General features: G+C 37.1%; 16 protein-coding genes. All 16 read left to right on the top strand.

Going from position 1 to position 19285, the window contains the following annotated elements; translation table 11 throughout:
- Positions 1–4 precede the first annotated feature (4 nt).
- The 16 genes from ligA to BN986_RS23315 all read left to right on the top strand — a co-directional run bounded on the left by ligA (position 5) and on the right by BN986_RS23315 (position 19284).
- Positions 5–2014, top strand: coding sequence for an NAD-dependent DNA ligase LigA (gene ligA / locus BN986_RS23385; protein ID WP_040984781.1), 2010 nt, complete (start codon positions 5–7; stop codon positions 2012–2014).
- Positions 2015–2020: 6 nt separating this feature from the next.
- Positions 2021–3133: a CamS family sex pheromone protein gene (locus BN986_RS23380; protein WP_040984779.1), complete on the top strand. Its 1113-nt coding sequence runs from the start codon at positions 2021–2023 to the stop codon at positions 3131–3133.
- Between the two features lie 344 nt (positions 3134–3477).
- Positions 3478–4758, top strand: coding sequence for a helix-turn-helix transcriptional regulator (locus BN986_RS23375; protein ID WP_244445080.1), 1281 nt, complete (start codon positions 3478–3480; stop codon positions 4756–4758).
- A gap of 499 nt (positions 4759–5257) precedes the next feature.
- Complete coding sequence (locus BN986_RS27505) at positions 5258–5494, top strand: hypothetical protein (RefSeq protein WP_211198907.1); 237 nt, start codon at positions 5258–5260, stop codon at positions 5492–5494.
- 259 nt (positions 5495–5753) lie between these two features.
- Positions 5754–6044: an Asp-tRNA(Asn)/Glu-tRNA(Gln) amidotransferase subunit GatC gene (gatC, locus tag BN986_RS23370; protein WP_040984776.1), complete on the top strand. Its 291-nt coding sequence runs from the start codon at positions 5754–5756 to the stop codon at positions 6042–6044.
- Positions 6045–6061: 17 nt separating this feature from the next.
- Positions 6062–7528 (top strand): Asp-tRNA(Asn)/Glu-tRNA(Gln) amidotransferase subunit GatA, encoded by a 1467-nt coding sequence (gene gatA, locus BN986_RS23365; protein WP_040984774.1) that lies wholly within the window; start codon positions 6062–6064, stop codon positions 7526–7528.
- Entirely contained in the window at positions 7528–8958 is a 1431-nt protein-coding gene (gatB, locus tag BN986_RS23360) for an Asp-tRNA(Asn)/Glu-tRNA(Gln) amidotransferase subunit GatB (RefSeq protein ID WP_040984772.1), read from the top strand. The genes gatA and gatB overlap by 1 nt, the downstream gene beginning before the upstream one ends.
- A gap of 409 nt (positions 8959–9367) precedes the next feature.
- The gene (locus BN986_RS23355; protein ID WP_040984770.1) at positions 9368–10282 is read left to right on the top strand and encodes a diacylglycerol kinase; all 915 of its coding nucleotides are present in this window, start codon (positions 9368–9370) and stop codon (positions 10280–10282) included.
- Between the two features lie 222 nt (positions 10283–10504).
- Positions 10505–11884 (top strand): 23S rRNA (uracil(1939)-C(5))-methyltransferase RlmD, encoded by a 1380-nt coding sequence (gene rlmD / locus BN986_RS23350; RefSeq protein WP_040984768.1) that lies wholly within the window; start codon positions 10505–10507, stop codon positions 11882–11884.
- 448 nt (positions 11885–12332) lie between these two features.
- The gene (locus BN986_RS23345) at positions 12333–12767 is read left to right on the top strand and encodes a VOC family protein (RefSeq protein ID WP_040984766.1); all 435 of its coding nucleotides are present in this window, start codon (positions 12333–12335) and stop codon (positions 12765–12767) included.
- Positions 12768–12777: 10 nt separating this feature from the next.
- Positions 12778–13284: an O-acetyl-ADP-ribose deacetylase gene (locus BN986_RS23340; protein ID WP_052401123.1), complete on the top strand. Its 507-nt coding sequence runs from the start codon at positions 12778–12780 to the stop codon at positions 13282–13284.
- Positions 13285–13614: 330 nt separating this feature from the next.
- Positions 13615–14838, top strand: coding sequence for an MFS transporter (locus tag BN986_RS23335; protein ID WP_040984764.1), 1224 nt, complete (start codon positions 13615–13617; stop codon positions 14836–14838).
- A 34-nt stretch (positions 14839–14872) separates the two neighbouring features.
- Positions 14873–15559: a PadR family transcriptional regulator gene (locus BN986_RS23330; protein ID WP_040984762.1), complete on the top strand. Its 687-nt coding sequence runs from the start codon at positions 14873–14875 to the stop codon at positions 15557–15559.
- A 603-nt stretch (positions 15560–16162) separates the two neighbouring features.
- Positions 16163–16498: a metal-sensing transcriptional repressor gene (locus BN986_RS23325; RefSeq protein WP_040984760.1), complete on the top strand. Its 336-nt coding sequence runs from the start codon at positions 16163–16165 to the stop codon at positions 16496–16498.
- Between the two features lie 71 nt (positions 16499–16569).
- Complete coding sequence (copZ, locus tag BN986_RS23320) at positions 16570–16776, top strand: copper chaperone CopZ (RefSeq protein WP_040984758.1); 207 nt, start codon at positions 16570–16572, stop codon at positions 16774–16776.
- Positions 16777–16857: 81 nt separating this feature from the next.
- Positions 16858–19284: a heavy metal translocating P-type ATPase gene (locus BN986_RS23315; RefSeq protein ID WP_040984756.1), complete on the top strand. Its 2427-nt coding sequence runs from the start codon at positions 16858–16860 to the stop codon at positions 19282–19284.
- The last annotated feature ends 1 nt before the right edge of the window (position 19285 follow it).

Below are 19285 nucleotides of genomic sequence, written 5' to 3'. Positions count from 1 at the left end.
TGGCATGAACAAACAAGAAATCAAAGAACGTATGGACTCTTTAGTAGAAGTCCTGAATCAATATGGTTATTCCTATTATGTATTGGACAACCCGGTTGTGCCTGATTCCGAATATGATCAGAAGTTACGGGAGCTGGAAAATTTAGAAGAGGAAAATCCTGAATTCGCCAGAGAGGATTCTCCTACACAGCGTATTGGCGGTGAACCACTTGATGCTTTCCGCAAGGTTGCTCATGAAACGCCAATGATGAGTCTTGGGAATGCGTTTAATGAACAAGATTTAAGAGACTTTGCCAGACGGGCATCAGAGGGTGTTTCCGGCGAAGTTACGTTTGTATGTGAACTGAAAATAGATGGGTTAGCAATTTCCCTAAAATATCAGGACGGTAAATTTGTTCTGGGCTCAACGCGTGGTGACGGAAGAATTGGTGAAGATATTACATCTAATTTACGCACCATACGCAGTATCCCGTTAAGCATCAAAGAAGCCGGTACTTTAGAAGTGCGTGGGGAAGCCTTTATGCCGCATAAGTCCTTTTTAGCCCTAAATGAAGAGCGGGAAGAAAAAGAAGAAGAACCTTTTGCCAATCCAAGAAATGCAGCCGCTGGTTCATTACGACAGCTTGATCCAAGAATAGCAGCAAAACGTAATTTAGATATTTTTCTATATGGCGTCGGGGAATGGGATAATCGTGAGATAACCAGCCATAGTGAGCGTTTAGAAGCTTTGCATCATCTGGGTTTTAAAACAAATAAAGAATGGAAAAAGTGTCAAAGCATTGAAGAAGTGCTGGACTTTGTTGCCTACTGGACCGAACATCGCAAGGATTTAAATTATGAAATAGATGGTATTGTAGTCAAAGTAGATAGCCTTGATCACCAGGATGAGCTAGGTTTTACGGCGAAAAGTCCACGTTGGGCAATTGCTTATAAATTTCCGGCAGAAGAAGTGGTAACGACATTAACGGACATTGAATTAAGCATTGGTAGAACAGGGGTAGTAACACCTACAGCCATGCTTGAACCCGTTCGAATAGCTGGATCTACCGTGAAGCGGGCCTCTCTGCATAATGAAGATTTAATTCGGGAGCAGGATATACGGATTGGTGATCAGGTAGTTATTAAGAAAGCTGGAGATATTATTCCAAAGGTTGTTCGCTCACTGATTGAACAGCGGACTGGAGAAGAGAAAGAATTCCATATGCCTAAGGAGTGTCCGGACTGTGGCAATGAATTAGTCCGTTTAGAGGGAGAGGTAGCTTTACGCTGTATTAACCCAAGTTGTCCAGCCCAATTGATGGAGGGTTTAATTCATTTTGTGTCCAGGAATGCGATGAATATTGACGGTTTAGGAGAAAAAGTCATTATTCAGCTTTTCCGTGAAGACTTGGTTCATACGATTGCTGATTTATATCGATTACAAAAAGAAGACCTCTTGAATTTAGAACGGATGGGTGAGAAGTCTGTTACTAACCTTTTAAATGCAATAGAAACTTCTAAAGAAAATTCATTGGAACGATTGTTATTTGGACTTGGCATCCGTTTTATTGGATCAAAAGCAGCACAAACGTTAGCAATGGAATTTGAAACAATGGAACAGCTTCAAAATGCCAACTTCGATGAAATCGTCGCTATTGAAGAAATTGGGGAGAAAATGGCAGATTCCATTGTCCGATACTTTGAAGAAGAGAAAGTGACACAGCTATTAAAGGAATTAAAAGCGTTAGGTGTCAATATGAGCTACACTGGTCAGAAGAAATCAGAAATGACAACAGATAGCTTATTCTCTGGAAAAACAATTGTACTGACTGGTAAAATGGAGCAGTATACGAGAAAAGAAGCGAAAGAACTAATTGAATCGTTAGGTGGAACAGTGACTGGCAGTGTAAGTAAAAAAACTGATATCGTTATTGCCGGGGCAGATGCTGGTTCAAAGCTGGAAAAAGCAGAAAAACTGGATATAGAAGTATGGAGCGAAACAGAGTTGAAAGAAGCGACCGAGAGAGAGGAGTGATTCGCTTTGAAAAAATGGATAGTATCCATTACTGTAATAGCACTGTTTTTAAGTGGATGTGTACAACAGTCATCTAATGAAGACGAAGTTGTTCAGGATGAAACCGGTCAGGCGGAGACATCCATTGTGCCAAGCAATAAACTTTCTGAGGAAAATTATCGGATGATTTTACCGTATCAGCCAAGTGAAGCAAGAGGCGTTATTACAAATCAGGTAGCTAACCGTGTTGATATTGACGAAATGGAAGAAGGACTACGTCGCTTGTCAAAGGATGTATACGACCCGGAAGATTATTATTTCCAAGAAGGACAATATTTCGATAGTGATCGTATCTATAATTGGATTAGTGAATTAAATCCAGAAGTAGATATGGGCGCAGATGAAGAAACATTCCGTGAGAATCCACGCTATTTAACACATGTACTGGAACAAAATTATTTAACACAGACGGAAGATGGAAATGTTCATTTAGAAGGTATATCTATAGGTTTGGCAATGAAATCTGTATATCAATTCCAAACGGATGTTGGGGAGCCTTATCTATATGAAGAAATTTCAGAAAGCGATATGATGGAACAAGCAACAGAGATTGCGGAGGATATTGTCAGTGATATTCGTGAAAATGATGAAGAATTAAGTGATGTTCCTATTATGATTGGTATTTATCGGGAAGAAGAGCAATCTTCACCAGTACCAGGGAATTTTGTGGCCCAAACGAATGTAGCTGGCGGAAGCAGTTCTATTGATGGCTGGGAAGATGTAGAGGAAGAAAATATCCTTTTCCCTTCTGATGAAGGACAGGAAAAATATTATGATGATCAAGAGCTTGTAACAAACTTCGCAAACGAAATAAGTGACTTTTTCCCTAACTATGTTGGGATGGTAGGAGAAGGCTTCTATATTGATGAGGAACTTCAAAAATTACGTATTGATATTCCGATAGAATTTTACGGCAAAGGAGAAGTTATCGGTTTTACCCAGTACGTTTACGGGCTAATTGAGGATATGTTTCCTAACTATTACGATATAGAGGTTAATATTACTTCTAGTCAAAAAAATGAAAGCCTGCTTTACCGAAATGCAGGGGAAGATGAAATTCAAGTTCATATCTATGATTAAAAAATTAGAAAATTTACTGTTACTAGCTGTATTATCAGTTATTGGCAGTGGGTTTTCTTTTTTTGAGAAAATTTTTCGGAAGTAAGAGCGATCATCAGCATTTTTTCTAATTATTTTCCCAAATTGGAGTAAAGTAGAGTATGGTACAATGAGGATATAGAATTTATACTAGCAGGGGAAGTAAAAAAACAAGTAATTTGGAAATACTTTTCAAGAACTTTCGAACCAATTTTCTTTCTATATGAAAAGTTTATAAGTAAGACAAGCTAAAAAGAAAATTCTTTATTTTTGGATAGAAGGTTTGTGGAAAGGTATTCCATGATAAAAGTTTAAAAAAGTGCGGGGTGAAAGATAATATGATAGCGATTGGGACATATATTAAAATTCAACGAACGAAGCAAAAAATGACTCTAGGGGAGCTATCGGAGGGTATTGTTTCTTTATCCTATCTATCTAAGATTGAGAACCAAAAAACAGAGCCGAATGAAGATATTATTAAAAAGTTGTGTGACAGACTCTGTATTACGACGGACCAGAGCCAGGATGAAAAAATTGGTGAGCTGTGCAGGAACTGGTATGAAATATTAGATGAGAGCAGTAATGAGCAAGAAATGGAAGCCGCATATAGAGACATCCAGGTAATGATGGATAAAAACTATTCGAATCATCTTATTATGTTTGAAATTCATAAGATTAAATATTTTTTATTAATTGATAGAAAAGATTTAGCCTCCAATAAAATTAAGCAGTTAAAAGAAGCAGTGAATACATTCAGCATAGAAGAGCAGTATTACTGGTATCTATATAATGGGCGATATAGCTTTTTGGTAAAGAATTATTATCATTCCATGTATCTATATAAGAGGGCAGAAAAAATTACAGAAAGCTACCGCTTAAATGAAAAAATAGAGGCAGATTTAAAATACTTTATTTCTATGACGTATTCTAAATTAAGAAATTCCCTGGAGGCAATCGAATATGCAAGTGAAGCTCTGGAGATGTATATGAAACAGTACAGTTTCTTACGCTGTGCACGTGCTCATAATGTTTTAGGAATTTGTTATTGCCATATTAAACTTTATGACAAAGCAATTAAGAATTTCAAACTGGGCTTGCAGCTTGCAGAAACAATCAATAATAAGATTGTGATTCAAACAATTCATCAAAACCTTGGTTATCTGTATGCCTCCAAAGGAGATTCAACAAAAGCTATTGAATACTATAAAAAGGTTTTAAACAATTCAGACGTGACTGCTCATATTAAGGTAGAAGTAGCGGCATTACTTGTACGCGAATATTACCATTCGAATTATTATGATGAGGCAGAAGAGTATATTGATTATGGGTTAAGTAAATTTTATGATTTGAAAGATAAGCAGCCCTATATTGTATATAAATATATTTTACGAAGCTATAGTTATTTGTTAGAGGAACGGTTCAATTATTTTGAACAACTATTAATTAATGATTTGTTACCACTATTAAAACAACAAAAAGATTACGGAAATTATATTCTCTATTCGGAATTATTGGCAAAGCATTATGAAAGCAATAGCAATTACAAAGATGCTACTCAATATTATAGAGAAGCAAGTCAGATGTATAAACATATCGCTCAGCTTTAAAATTTTTTCGTGTCTAAAACCAAGTTATTCTATAATGTTAATTGAAAATTATAGAATAACTTGGTTTTTTTGTATGTAAAATGTTATAAATTCAACTTACGCGTATTAAAAAGAAACTTTATTTCTATAGAAATAAGAGTTGGTAGTTCCTTTAAAAAAGAAGAGAAGGAGAAGTGTAAGGCACCGCTGCGGCGGCCCGTTTTGCTTTCCTAGGGGCACGCTCTTCAGCTAACTTTTGCCAAGAAGAGCACTTGGCAAAAGTGGATCTTCAGATGGTGCTGATCCCACAGGAGTCAAAACGTTCCGCCTCCGCTAGTTAAGGTATTCTATACGTGAAATAGCTGAACAAATAAAAGGTAAATCAGACAGAAGAGAATTTTGTAGTGGATGGTAAAAATGTTCAGCAATGATTTCATTTTGTGCATGAAAGTTATTCCTGATGTTAACTATCCATGCTGTTTTGATTCGAACTGCTAAACTAATCATTTGAAATAAAGGAATGATCGTGTTATCAAGCGGTAGAGATACTATTTCATCCAAATCAACAGGATGTTATTTCTTTCATTTGCTTGAGAATCCTATCAGAGCGGAGTGGTTGGCTGGAGTGGGAGCTATACGCTGTCATTCGTTCAAAAAAGCTGATTTAATTAAAAGCAAGGATGGTAATGAAGAACATGCTCATCCTGGAATGACAAGATATATATGCTTATTATTAAGTGCGAAAATGGAGTTATAAACTTGCCTTGTGTAAGTTTATTTTGCTATTATCATAAGTGCAGCGATATTAATAGGTCGAGTAATCGGAGCCACAGCCCAGACCAATCTCCAATTGCTAGCAAAAATGCTAGCAATAATAATATCAAACATATCTCAAAAATGGTATAATATTATTTTGATGAATGTAAAAAATGAAAGATAAACTTATGCTGGAATATATGTGCTATCGCGGTAGCATATTATAAAATATAAATGCTGAAATTTTGGAGGTTAAACGAATGGCAGAGATTTCAAAAGAGCAAGTAAAACATGTAGCTAATCTTGCACGCTTAGAATTTGATGATGAATCTGTTGAACAAATGGCAACGGAGCTGAGTGCAATCATTGAATATGCTGAGCAGCTGAATGAATTAGATACAGAGAACGTAAAGCCAACAACACATGTGTTAGACTTAAAAAATGTGATGCGTAAAGATGAGCCTAAAAAATGGATTACGCAAGAGGAAGCATTAAAGAATGCTCCAGATCAAAAAGATGGACAAATTCGCGTGCCATCCATTTTAGAATAAAGGAGGGAATAAGATTCATGTCTTTATTTGACTATACAATAAAAGAATTAGAAGCAAAATTACATAATCAAGAGATTACTGTAGAAGATTTAGTAAAAGAATCTTATGAGCAAATTAAAAAAGTGGATGGGGATGTACATGCATTCTTAACACTCGATGAAGAAAAAGCATTAGAAAAAGCAAGAGAACTGGATAAGCAGGAAGATAAATCCGGGATCTTGTTTGGTATTCCTGCAGGCATTAAAGATAATATCGTCACAAAAGGACTTCGTACAACATGTGCAAGTCAGCTTCTGGATAACTTTAATGATCCTTTATATGATGCAACGGTTGTTGAAAAGTTGAACGCTGAAAAACCGGTAGCTGTTGGTAAATTAAATATGGATGAATTTGCAATGGGCTCTTCCAATGAAAATTCCGGCTATGAGCCTACGCGTAATCCTTGGAATACAACGCACGTTCCCGGTGGTTCCAGCGGCGGCTCTGCAGCAGCAGTAGCAGCCGGTGAAGTATTATTCTCACTTGGTTCGGATACAGGCGGGTCGATTCGTCAGCCTGCAGCGTTTTGTGGCGTTGTTGGTATGAAGCCAACTTATGGCCGTGTATCTCGTTTTGGTCTGGTTGCCTTCGCATCTTCCTTAGACCAAATTGGTCCAATAACGCGTACAGTAGAGGATAATGCACGGGTACTGGAAGTAATTGCCGGGCATGATAAAATGGATTCTACAAGTGCTGACGTAGAAGTTCCTGCATATACCGAGGCATTAACAGGCGATGTGAAAGGTTTAAAAATCGCTGTTCCTAAAGAATACTTGGCAGAAGGCGTTTCGGAAGAAGTAAAAAACGCTGTTTTAGAAGCACTAAAAGTCTATGAAACGCTTGGTGCAACGTGGGAAGAAGTATCCTTGCCACATTCTAAATATGCTCTTTCAACCTATTACTTATTATCATCCTCTGAAGCTTCAGCGAACTTAGCACGTTTTGACGGAGTTCGCTATGGTGTCCGTTCAGAGAATGCAGAAAATATGTTGGATATGTTCGTGAAATCTCGTAGTGAAGGTTTCGGTGATGAAGTAAAACGTCGTATTATGCTTGGAACTTTTGCATTAAGTTCTGGCTACTATGATGCTTATTATAAGAAAGCACAAAAAGTGCGTACACTTATTAAAAATGATTTTGATAAAATTCTAAAAGAATATGACGTGATTGTTGGACCGACAACGCCAACACCTGCATTTAAAATTGGAGAAAAAACAAGTGATCCTTTAACAATGTATGTGAATGATATTTTAACCATTCCAGTTAACTTAGCAGGCGTCCCTGGCATTTCTATTCCTTGCGGCTTCTCGGAAGAAGGGCTGCCAATCGGTTTGCAGGTTATCGGAAATTACTTTGATGAGAGCACAGTTTATCGTGCAGCTCATGCATTTGAACAAGCAACAGAACATCATACAAAACGACCTCAACTGGGAGGTGCCAAGTAATGAATTTTGAAACAATTATTGGACTTGAGGTACACGTAGAGTTAAAAACACAATCAAAAATCTTTAGCCCGAGTACAAATGAATTTGGTTCTGCGCCAAATTCCAATGTCAATCCTATTGATCTGGGCTATCCGGGAACATTACCTGTCTTAAACGAAGACGCAGTAAACTTTGCAATGAAAGCGGCAATGGCATTGAATTGCGAAATTGCAACAGATACTAAATTTGACCGTAAAAACTATTTCTATCCAGATAATCCGAAAGCTTACCAAATCTCACAATTTGATCAGCCGATCGGGGAGCATGGCTGGATTGAAATTGAAGTGAACGGCAAGAAGAAAAAAATCGGTATTACCCGTTTGCATCTGGAAGAAGATGCTGGAAAACTGACACATGGGGAAGATGGCTATTCCTATGTCGATTACAATCGTCAAGGAACACCATTAATTGAAATTGTGTCTGAACCAGATATGCGCTCTCCTGAAGAAGCTTATGCATACTTAGAGAAGTTGAAAAATATTATTCAATATACAGGTGTATCGGATGTGAAAATGCAGGAAGGGTCCCTGCGTTGTGATGCTAATATTTCGCTTCGTCCAATCGGTCAAGAAGAATTTGGAACAAAAGCGGAATTGAAAAATTTAAACTCTTTCTCCTTTGTGCAAAAAGGATTAGAATTTGAGGAAAAACGACAAGAAAAAGTATTATTAACCGGTGGAGAGATTCTACAGGAAACACGCCGCTATGATGAAAAAACAAAAGAAACGATTCTAATGCGTGTTAAAGAAGGTTCGGATGACTATCGTTATTTCCCAGAACCTGATCTTGTACCGCTATATATTGACGAGGCTTGGAAGGAACGTATCCGTAGTGAAATTCCTGAGCTTCCAGATGCAAGAAGAGCACGTTACGTGAGCGAATTAGGTTTATCTGAATATGACGCGAATGTTTTAACAGCATCCAAGCAGATGTCTGATTTCTTTGAAGAAGCAGTAGGCCATGGAGCAGATATTAAACAAGTATCTAACTGGTTAATGGGAGAAGTCTCTGCCTACATGAATAAGCATTATAAAGAAATTGAAGAGCTGGCAATCACACCAGATGCACTGGCGAAGATGGTTAAATTGATTGAAGATGGAACGATTTCATCTAAAATTGCGAAAAAGGTATTTGCGGAGCTGGTTGAAAATGGTGGTAACCCAGAAAAAATTGTAGAAGAAAAAGGTTTAGTTCAAATTTCTGATCCGGAGCAATTGAAGTCGATTGTGAATGAAATTCTTGATCAAAATGAACAATCTATTATTGACTTCAAAGATGGCAAGAAAAAGGCAAAAGGTTTCCTTGTCGGGCAAATTATGAAAGCAACAAAAGGTCAGGCTAATCCGCCGCTTGTGAATGAAATTCTTGCAGCAGAGCTTGAAAAGAGATAAGCGCAAAAAATAAAGAACAAAAGAATAGGTAGAGTTTAATAGAAAGGCTGTCGCAGAAACAATTGTGGCAGCCTATCCAATGTAAAATAGCTCAAAAAAATTTTGATGATCCTTGTCGAAAAAGGTAACATTTAATGGAAGCCTGTTATTTTTTGTTCATTTTGCTTTTCAAACATATCAAAAAAGTCTATGATATGGATTAGACGAGTTTATTTCGTAGGAAAAGTTTCACTTGATATTTATAAGTGAGGATTTCCGATATAAATGTTTTTATAAAATGTATTTTATTTGAGTTTCAATGTATGCGGTAAAGCAAAAACCTCTCAATAATCGAGGTTCATTTTAATTTATACGTGTCTTATAAAGAATAGTTTGCAATATGGACTGGACCGTATGGGGAGGAAAGAACATGAAAAAGGCCCGAATTATTTATAACCCAACTTCGGGACGTGAAGCAGTCAAAAAGGAATTACCAAATATTTTAGAAAAGCTGGAAACAGCCGGTTATGAAACATCAGCACATGCGACCACATGTGAAGGTGATGCGATCGAAGCAACAAGAACTGCTGTAGAAAGAGGCTATGACTTAATTGTTGCGGCTGGCGGCGATGGTACGATTAATGAAGTCGTTCATGGCGTGGCCGAAAAGGAATATCGGCCCAAATTAGCTATATTACCTGCTGGAACAACAAATGATTTTGCCAGAGCACTTCAAATTCCACGAGATATTAGTAAAGCTGTAGATGTTATCTTAGAAGGTAACTCAATGAAATTAGATATTGGAAAAGCTAATGAGCATTACTTTATTAATATTGCTGGCGGAGGAAAACTGACAGAATTAACATATGATGTCCCAAGCAAATTAAAAACAATGTTAGGTCAGTTAGCATACTATATGAAAGGCATTGAAATGCTTCCATCTTTAAAACCGGCTCATGTTAAAATCGAGTATGATGAACATGTTCTGGAAGAAGATATTATGCTTTTTCTAATCTCTAATACGAATTCCGTCGGCGGTTTTGAAAAACTTGCTCCCGATGCACGTTTAAATGATGGGTACTTTGATGTTCTCATTTTAAAGAAAACAAATCTTGCAGAATTTATTCAAATTGCGTCCCTTGCCCTTCGAGGGGAGCATTTAAAAAGTAAAAATATTATCTATACACAGGCAAAACGTATTAAAGTGACTAATGAAGATAAAATGCAGCTGAATATTGATGGGGAATATGGCGGGATGTTGCCGGGTGAATTTCTCAATCTTCAGGAACATATTGAATTTATGGTTCCAGCTGATTTTATCGATCACCAAGAAGACTTAGAATAATTATAAAAGCCTCCAAACATTATATGGTTTGGAGGCTTTTATGATGGGGATAAAATATCCTTGACTGTCTTATAAAAGATCCCGCTGTTCCGGAATAAACGATATAAACCTTGACCGAATAGGCGTGAAAATATCCACCAACCAAGAACAGTTGTTGTTTTTCAAACCCCTATGATAAAATAAGGGAAATAAAAGCGATTATGAAAATAGAGGAAGATGACAATGGCAAAATCAACAGGTAGTACCCCTGTTCAGAAAAATGAACAATTAACCATCATGATTGAAGATATCACTCATGAAGGAAGTGGTGTAGGGAAAGTAGATGGCTATCCCTTATTTATCTCTAAGACATTACCAGGAGAAGAAGCGGTTATAAAAGTAGTCAAAGTAAATAAAAACTATGGCTTCGGAAAGCTGTTAGAATTAACGAAAACCAGTCCTGAACGTGTAGATCCAACCTGTCATGTCTATTGCGGAGGATGTCAGCTGCAGCATATGAGCTATGCTCTTCAATTACAGATGAAACAAAACCAAGTCCATAATGTGATGAAAAAAATAGCTCATCTGGAGCATGTTCCTGTACATCCAATCATCGGTATGGAAGACCCATCTCATTATCGAAATAAGATTCAAATTCCGGTTGATGAAAAAAATGGCGAATTAATAACAGGCTACTACCAAAAAAGAAGTCACCGTATTTTACAGAATCAAGATACGTGTTACGTCCACAATCATGCTATGAATGAAGTGCTTCCATTTATTCGTCATTTAATGAACAAACATGGCGTTCAAGCTTATGATGAAAAAACACATCGAGGTGAGCTGCGTCATATTATGATTCGAACTGGTCATTTTACAGGAGAGATGATGGTTGTATTGGTAACCCGTACAGCTAAGCTTCCGGGCAAAGAACGAATGATAGAGGAGCTGAGGGAGAAGTTTCCATTTATCAAGTCCATTGTGCAGAATATCAATGATCAGCGTACAAATGTGATCTTAGGGAAGAAGACAAAAGTTTTATGGGGAGCATCTTATATCCACGATACCATCGGCGACCTTACCTTTGCGATTTCACCAAAGTCATTTTATCAAGTAAATCCTGTTCAGACAAAAGTGCTTTATGATAAAGCTTTGGAGTATGCTGCTATTGATGAAAATGATGTAGTAGTTGATGCATACTGTGGTATCGGTACAATTTCTCTGTTCCTTGCTCAAAAAGCGAAAAAAGTGTATGGGATCGAAGTCGTTCCAGAAGCCATTGAAGATGCGAAGAAAAACGCAGAGCGTAATGGAATAAATAATGTGACGTTTACAGTAGGACAGGCTGAGAAAGTGATGCCGACATGGAAAAAAGAAGGCTTAGATCCAGATGTCATAGTTGTCGATCCTCCAAGAAAAGGCTGTGACCAGGAATTCCTGGATGCAATGATGGCCATGAAACCGAAGCGGATTGTTTATGTTTCTTGTAATCCTTCGACGCTGGCACGGGATTTGCGTATTTTGGAAGATGGCGGTTATGAGGCGAAGGAAGTACAGCCGGTGGATTTATTTCCAAATACTGGACATTGTGAAGTGGTTACAGTGCTTGAGAGAAAAATGTAATCTGTCTGTTTTACATCGAAGTCGAGGGAGTTATAGAAATGAACGAAAATGCGTTCAAATTCTAATTTCATAAAATGCATCTCGCAAATTGGTATTTTTGGTAGTTGTCGCATTTCTATTTTACTTTATTTTGTTTTAGGTGCATTTTTATTATAATAGCATCATGATTATGGAGATGATACTTATAAGGAATTTAATGGGGAATCCAGCAGGACTATTAATATTATTATTTATGATAATGATAGCGTATATCATCACTTGGTGGATAGAAAATCAATAATGTCGGCAGCTCTCCAAAATGTGATAATCTTTGATTTTTTGGATAAATTATAATTGGAATAAATGCCCTCAAATGAATAAAGGGATATAGTAAACCCTAAGATTGATTGGTTTCAACTAAGTGACATAATATAGGGAATGATAAATATATGGAAAGGGAGTTTATTGAATGTTACAAGGAGTAGAATTTGATTTTGTAGTAAAAGACAGTAAAGCAGCGCTGGAGCAGTACAAGTCTATTTTTGATGTAGAAGTAGTAGAAGCAACAAATTTTAAAACCGGGAATAACGAAGCGGTATTCACTATTTATGATACACGTTTTCACATGCTTGATGAGAATCCGGAATATCAATTATTTGCACCGAAAGAAGGCCAACCGCAATCCTTTTGGTTTAATGTAACGGTTCCAGATATCCAAGAAACATATGATAAAGCAATGGCTGCTAATGCAACAGAGATTCAGCCTGTCACAAAAATAGAAGAGATGGGCATTTCCAATGCGATGTTTTTAGATAGTTTTGGATATGTGTGGATGTTACATGAAGTACACCGCGAGGTATCTTTTGAAGAGCGTGTAGATATTTTGAGTAAAGACTTTGAATAGAGGTGCTCTTATGCCATTTCAAATCACTCATAATGATATAACAAAAGTCCATACAGATGCTATTGTGAACCCTGCCAACTCCACATTGCTTGGAGGAGGCGGGGCCGATGGAGCCATTCACCGTGCAGCAGGACCTAAATTATATGAAGAATGCCGTACTCTCGACGGTTGTGAAACAGGGCAGGCGAAAATAACAAAAGGTTATCAATTACCAGCTAAATATGTTATTCACACCGTTGGACCAGTTTGGCATGGCGGAAAAGAGAATGAAGAGAAATTGTTAGCAGATTGCTATAAAAATTCGCTTTATTTAGCGAAGGAATATCAATTGGAGAGTATTGCTTTTCCGCTTATCTCTACGGGTGTTTATGGGTATCCAAAAGAACAGGCGTTTAAAATTGCAGTTTCGGTAATTCGTGATTTTTTGTTACGAAATGAGATGATGGTCTATCTTGTTGCATATGATCAGGAAACAGTTGCCTTGTTGAAAAATCTGGATACGTCCATTAAGGAATAGAACGATAAGAATATAAAAGAAAGCATTTCTAACTAGATCAAAAATGATTTATCAAAGGAAAAAATACTTTGAATGAATGGTTTTTTGCATGTATATAAAAAATCAAAAAATGGAATCAAAGGACAAGATATAGTGCTCTTCACTGCCTTATTTCTGTCTCTCAAATATATTGAACATGAACTGATAAAAATTCTGAGAACCCTTAAAAAATATAGGGTTCTTTTTTAGTTTAGTTTTATTATATATAAATATTTATATATAATACTTTACATATAAATATTTTCGTATTAGACTTTATCTAACAAATAAAAGTTAGAAAGGTCGGAGTAAATGCTGCTGAGAAAAAATCATGCTTTCCGTCATTTATTTATCGTCAGGATCCTTAGTATTTTTGCTAATTCCGTTATGTTTTTTTCTTTATTAAAATGGTTGGAAATACAAACAGGATCCAGTGATGTCTTTACCTTTTTTTATGTTGCTTTTTATCTGCCGGTCACCTTGTTTGCGTTGCCAATAGGTACGTGGATTAATGATAAAACATTACAAAAAGTGATGACATATGCAAATTTATTGCAAGTCGTCATGCTGCTGGTTTTCTTGTGCTTCAGTCCTTATTTGGCATATCAGTGGATATATCCTCTATTAGTCATTATCAGTGTCTTAGGGCTATTCTTTGTCCCTGCCAATCAATCATTGCTCCCCCATATTGTTGAAGTAGAGGCACGTCCAAAAGCAAACAGTCTGCTGCAATTAGGTTATACTGGCGTGAAAGTATCAGGACAAATTTTTACTGCATTTATGATTAAATTATCCTTTGCCCCGCTTGCATTATTAGCTGTGTCAGCGATTCTCCTGTTGCTATCCATTCTTTTTATAAGAAAAATTAAACCTGTTATTAAAAATGAGCAAATTGTGAAACAAAATCAATGGAAAATGATGAAGGATGGAATAAGTTATATTATCACTAATGCTGTGTTAAAAACTTTATTTTTATTCTTGGCTTTAGCAATGTTTTTTGTATCATCCGTTGAGCTTATATTAATTTCTTTTTTAAATGATATACTGAATGCAGGTGTTGAAAACTTAAGTTTTATTGGAACGGCTTCTCTTTGCGGGATCGCAGTGGGCGCAGCCATTGCTCCGTACGTATATCACCGTATGGAGAGGAAGGGATTGATTGTATCTCCCTTATTTGCTTTAAGTATCAGTATCGGGACGCTCTTTTTTGTTACTAATTGGCTGCTGATTTTGCCTGTTTTCTTTCTGCAGGGAATTGCGTTAGGCTGTTTTAATATTACTTTTGTCACGTATTTACAGAATGTCATTTCCAGTGAAAACTATACGAGAACATTTAGCCTATATAATATGATCATGAGTTCGATGGCATTGCCGGGGATTATAGTGACTGGGTTATTTTTAGAGGTGATTGGTGTTTTATACACGGTTCTTGTTCAAGGAGGGATTTTATTCTGCATCGGGATTTTAGGAATATTCATTATTCCAAAGCTGGGAAGGCATGAGGATAATAATAAAAAGCGTACAAATGCTGTTTGATGCGAAACGAGATAAGAGAAAAGGGTGAGGAGATATGTCTTTACGATTTGGAATATTGGGGTTACTCAGTAAATGGGAAGCGAGTGGTTATGATATAAAAAAGGAATTTGATGATGTGTTGAGTGTTGTCTGGCATTCTCACTTATCACAAATTTATCCAGAGTTAAACAAGCTTGAGAAAGAAGGCATGATAAAAAGCAAAGTTATTCCGCAAGCAGGAAAGCCGGATAAAAAAGTCTATGCGATCACGGACAATGGAGTAGAAGCTTTGCAGAACTGGCTGCTTACACCACCGGAACCTCCAAAAATAAAGGATACATTTCTGATGCAGACTTTTTTTATGGATAATATTCCTGCAGATGAGGTACTTCTGCAGCTTCGTATCTATAAAAAAGAACGCGAACAAAGATTAAGCAGAATGAAAAAAAACGTTCTTGAAAGATTAAAAAGTATTCAGGAAAGAAATGTAATGAAATCAAGAATATTAATGGCTTTTGCAGTTTTAAGACGTGGGTTGGAACAAGAAAAACAATACATCAAATGGTGTGAGGATACGATTAAATTTGTGGAGTCCTGTAAATATCTTTGGGATAAACAAGAGGAGGAAGAAATTGATCCTGCAAGTAATGTTCTCCAGAATGATAACAGCGAAATAGCTTCTTTTAAGGAAGTAGAGGACATCTTTCTTGATTATTTTGCCGGCTTGATAGAGGAAGAATGAAAAAACTGAAATACGAAGAAACAGGAAATCTGTATATGCCATTTGTAAACTGCTTCCATACTCGATTATCATCCGTACAGAAGCAGTTTTACTTGAATTAACTATTAAGAAAAGAAGTGTAAAATAACAACGAAACATCCTGTATATGCTAATATAAATCATGGAGACTGCTGTGTTAACTAAATAAACTTGAATGACAGTGTCTGTATTTTCTCTTTCGAAAGATAAATGATCCAATGGAATGTAAAAATACAGTGCGCTTTTTTATATCAGAGAAAAGATAATTAAACCACGAGGGCCAACATGGAACAGAATAAACATTCTTTAGTTCCTCTGACTAGTCGCTTCAAAATAATTCTTCATTCCTGTATTAGATTTTAAGGAAGCCGAGCTTTGGATCGCTTCCGTTTGGGACCTGACACTTTAGATGAAAGCTTTCTTCGAACCGAAGAAGCAAAACAACTTATAGATTTTGCAAGAGCTCTCTTGTATGAAAGTAATAAAGTGTTTTAAATTCCGTAATTTGACATACCTTAATGGGGTATAGTATGATGTGGGTAAGAACAAATTAGCCTTAATCCTTAATACGGGGGAGGAATATATATGCAAAAAATAGATGAGCAACCTATTGAGCAGAAGAAAATGTGTTGTGTGGAAGAAGAAGTCAGTACACATATGACAGATGATCTTCAAAAGCAGCTAATGAACCGAATGAACCGCATTGAAGGTCAAGTGAAAGGCGTCAAGCGAATGATTGGAAAAAATGAATATTGTGATGATATATTAACTCAAATGTCTGCTGTTCAATCTGCATTACATTCGGTGTCGCGCTTGCTCTTAGAAAGTCATATTAATACGTGTGTGATAGATAAATTGGAGAAAAAAGATCCAGAAATCATTTCAGAATTTATGACGACGATATCAAAAATAATGAAATAATTTTTTACTTGACAATACCTATCCAGGGTATGGTAATATAAAAGTGTAATCAAAATTAGGAGGTAATGAAAATGACAAATAAAACATTAAATGTACAGGGTATGTCTTGCAATCACTGTGTAAATTCTATCGAGAGAAGTGTTGGAGAGCTAAACGGTGTAAAATCCGTAAAGGTTCATTTGCAAGAAGCTAAGGTAGATATTGCTTTTGATGAGGAAAAGGTAGATTTAAAAGAAATTACAGAAGTGATTGAGGAACAGGGCTACGATGTTGCTTAAGATGGATAATCGTGCTTTCAGCAGCACGATTTCCTTTTTGAAATTTTAATACCCATACAGGGTATGTGAGAGGTGGAAAAGATGGGAGCACAAAAAGAAGTCAGTTTACAAATTCAAGGTATGACTTGTGCAGCATGTGCCAATAAAATTGAAAAAGGACTTAATAAGATAGACGGTGTGGAAGAGGCAAATGTCAACTTTGCAATTGAAAAGACTAAGGTTGTTTATGACCCGGAAAAGACAGGTATACAGGATTTTGAAGAGAAAGTCGAAAAACTTGGTTACCAAGTCGTACATGATAAACAAACCTTTGATATATCTGGTATGACCTGTGCGGCATGTGCCAATAGAGTTGAAAAAGGACTTCAAAAAATGGATGGCGTGTCCCAAGCAACCGTTAATTTTGCTATGGAAAATGCGACGGTAGAATATGACCAAGGTCAGGTAACGGTTAACGATATGATAGAAAAAGTGAAGAAGTTAGGGTACACGTTGCAAGTCCAAGCATCCAAAGAAGAAGCAGCAAATAATAAAGATGAAGAAATTCGGCATCAGACAGGGAAATTTATTTTCTCAGCCATTCTTACCCTTCCGTTATTATGGACGATGGTAACACACTTTGAATTTACGTCGTTTATCTATTCACCGGATATGTTAATGAATCCGTGGGTACAGCTAGCATTAGCGGCACCCGTACAATTTATTGTTGGTGCACAATTTTATAAATCTGCGTATAACGCATTGAAAAATGGCAGTGCGAATATGGATGTTCTTGTTGCATTGGGAACAACGGTTGCTTTCGTTTATAGTATTTTCCTCGGCTACGAATGGCAAGTACAAGGTCAGGTGGGTATGCCAGAGCTTTATTTTGAAGCCGCAGCAGTTATTATTACATTAATCCTGCTTGGTAAACTATTCGAAGTTCGTGCCAAGGGGAGAACTGGTCAAGCGATACAAAAATTGCTTGGCATGCAGGCGAAAACTGCCCGCGTTATCAGAAATGGAGAAGAACAAGAAATTGCAATTGAAGAAGTAATCGTTGGTGATATGGTTATGGTACGTCCTGGTGAAAAAATCCCAGTGGATGGTCAAATCGTAAAAGGTGAATCAGCAGTTGATGAATCGATGATTACTGGAGAAAGTATTCCTGTTGATAAGAAGACAGGAGATGTAGCTATTGGTTCAACCATTAATAAAAATGGGTTGTTAACGATGGAAGCTACCAAGGTTGGTAAGGATACAGCTCTATCTCAAATTGTTAAGGTTGTGGAAGAAGCACAAGGAAGCAAAGCCGACATTCAGCGTGTTGCTGACAAAGTGTCTGGCGTATTTGTTCCCATTGTTGTAGGGATAGCGCTTGTAACAGGACTTGTATGGTATTTCTTTGTCGCACCTGGAGATTTACGTTCTGCTTTAGTTCCTGCAATTACAGTATTGGTCATTGCCTGCCCTTGTGCACTTGGTTTGGCTACTCCAACATCTGTGATGGCTGGATCAGGAAGAGCAGCAGAGTTAGGCGTATTATTTAAGGGCGGAGAATATTTAGAGAACACACGTAATCTAAACACGATTGTTTTAGATAAAACAGGAACAGTAACCAAAGGAGAACCTGAATTAACAGATGTTCTGCCTGAGCAAGGATTTACAGAAGAAGAAGTGCTCGCTTTTGTGGCTTCCGCTGAAAATAATTCTGAACACCCACTTGCAGAAGCAATTGTAAAAGGTGCAAAAGCAGAAGGCGTTCAGATTCAAGAAACCGATTCTTTTGAAGCAATACCGGGCTATGGTATTCAAGCTTCTGTAGATGGGAAAATGATTTTTGTAGGTACAAGAAAGCTAATGAAACGAGAGAATATTGATGTCTCTTCTGTAGAAGATAATATGGCGAACCTTGAATCAGATGGAAAAACAGCGATGTTAATTGGTCTGAAAAATCAATTAGCGGGTGTTATTGCGGTGGCAGATACCGTAAAAGAGACTTCTAAAACGGCTATCCAAAGAATGCACGAGCAAGGATTAGAAGTCATCATGCTGACTGGAGATAATCAGCGGACTGCTGATGCAATCGGAAAACAGGTAGGAATTGACCGTGTGATCGCAGAAGTCATTCCCGAGCAAAAAGCAGATGAAGTTAGAAAACTTCAGCAGGAAGGCAAAAAAGTAGCCATGGTTGGTGACGGTGTCAATGACGCACCAGCGTTAGCCGTAGCAGATATTGGCATGGCAATTGGTACTGGTACAGATGTAGCGATTGAAGCAGCAGATATTACACTGATGCGCGGCGATTTAAATAGCGTGGCAGACAGTGTACAAATTAGTGCAAAAACAATGCGTAATATCAAACAGAACCTGTTCTTTGCATTTTTCTATAACTCAGCTTCCATTCCAGTCGCAGCAATTGGACTGCTCGCTCCATGGGTTGCTGGAGCAGCGATGGCGTTCAGTTCAGTATCCGTTGTACTAAATGCTTTACGATTACAACGCTTGAAGTTAAAAGGAGGCCAATAAT

Origin of the sequence: Oceanobacillus jeddahensis (genome assembly GCF_000750635.1) — a bacterium.
Taxonomy (GTDB): domain Bacteria; phylum Bacillota; class Bacilli; order Bacillales; family Amphibacillaceae; genus Oceanobacillus; species Oceanobacillus jeddahense.
The sequence above is the reverse complement of the archived record's forward strand: the minus strand, read 5'-3'. Positions and strand labels throughout refer to the sequence as shown.

Excerpts from the sequence above, each read along its gene's own strand:
- ligA (WP_040984781.1), top strand. The coding sequence starts at position 5 with ATGAACAAACAAGAAATCAAAGAACGTATGGACTCTTTAGTAGAAGTC.
- BN986_RS27505 (WP_211198907.1), top strand. The coding sequence starts at position 5,258 with ATGATCGTGTTATCAAGCGGTAGAGATACTATTTCATCCAAATCAACA.
- gatC (WP_040984776.1), top strand. The coding sequence starts at position 5,754 with ATGGCAGAGATTTCAAAAGAGCAAGTAAAACATGTAGCTAATCTTGCA.
- gatA (WP_040984774.1), top strand. The coding sequence starts at position 6,062 with ATGTCTTTATTTGACTATACAATAAAAGAATTAGAAGCAAAATTACAT.
- gatB (WP_040984772.1), top strand. The coding sequence starts at position 7,528 with ATGAATTTTGAAACAATTATTGGACTTGAGGTACACGTAGAGTTAAAA.
- BN986_RS23355 (WP_040984770.1), top strand. The coding sequence starts at position 9,368 with ATGAAAAAGGCCCGAATTATTTATAACCCAACTTCGGGACGTGAAGCA.
- rlmD (WP_040984768.1), top strand. The coding sequence starts at position 10,505 with ATGGCAAAATCAACAGGTAGTACCCCTGTTCAGAAAAATGAACAATTA.
- BN986_RS23345 (WP_040984766.1), top strand. The coding sequence starts at position 12,333 with ATGTTACAAGGAGTAGAATTTGATTTTGTAGTAAAAGACAGTAAAGCA.
- BN986_RS23340 (WP_052401123.1), top strand. The coding sequence starts at position 12,778 with ATGCCATTTCAAATCACTCATAATGATATAACAAAAGTCCATACAGAT.
- BN986_RS23335 (WP_040984764.1), top strand. The coding sequence starts at position 13,615 with ATGCTGCTGAGAAAAAATCATGCTTTCCGTCATTTATTTATCGTCAGG.
- BN986_RS23330 (WP_040984762.1), top strand. The coding sequence starts at position 14,873 with ATGTCTTTACGATTTGGAATATTGGGGTTACTCAGTAAATGGGAAGCG.
- BN986_RS23325 (WP_040984760.1), top strand. The coding sequence starts at position 16,163 with ATGCAAAAAATAGATGAGCAACCTATTGAGCAGAAGAAAATGTGTTGT.
- copZ (WP_040984758.1), top strand. The coding sequence starts at position 16,570 with ATGACAAATAAAACATTAAATGTACAGGGTATGTCTTGCAATCACTGT.
- BN986_RS23315 (WP_040984756.1), top strand. The coding sequence starts at position 16,858 with ATGGGAGCACAAAAAGAAGTCAGTTTACAAATTCAAGGTATGACTTGT.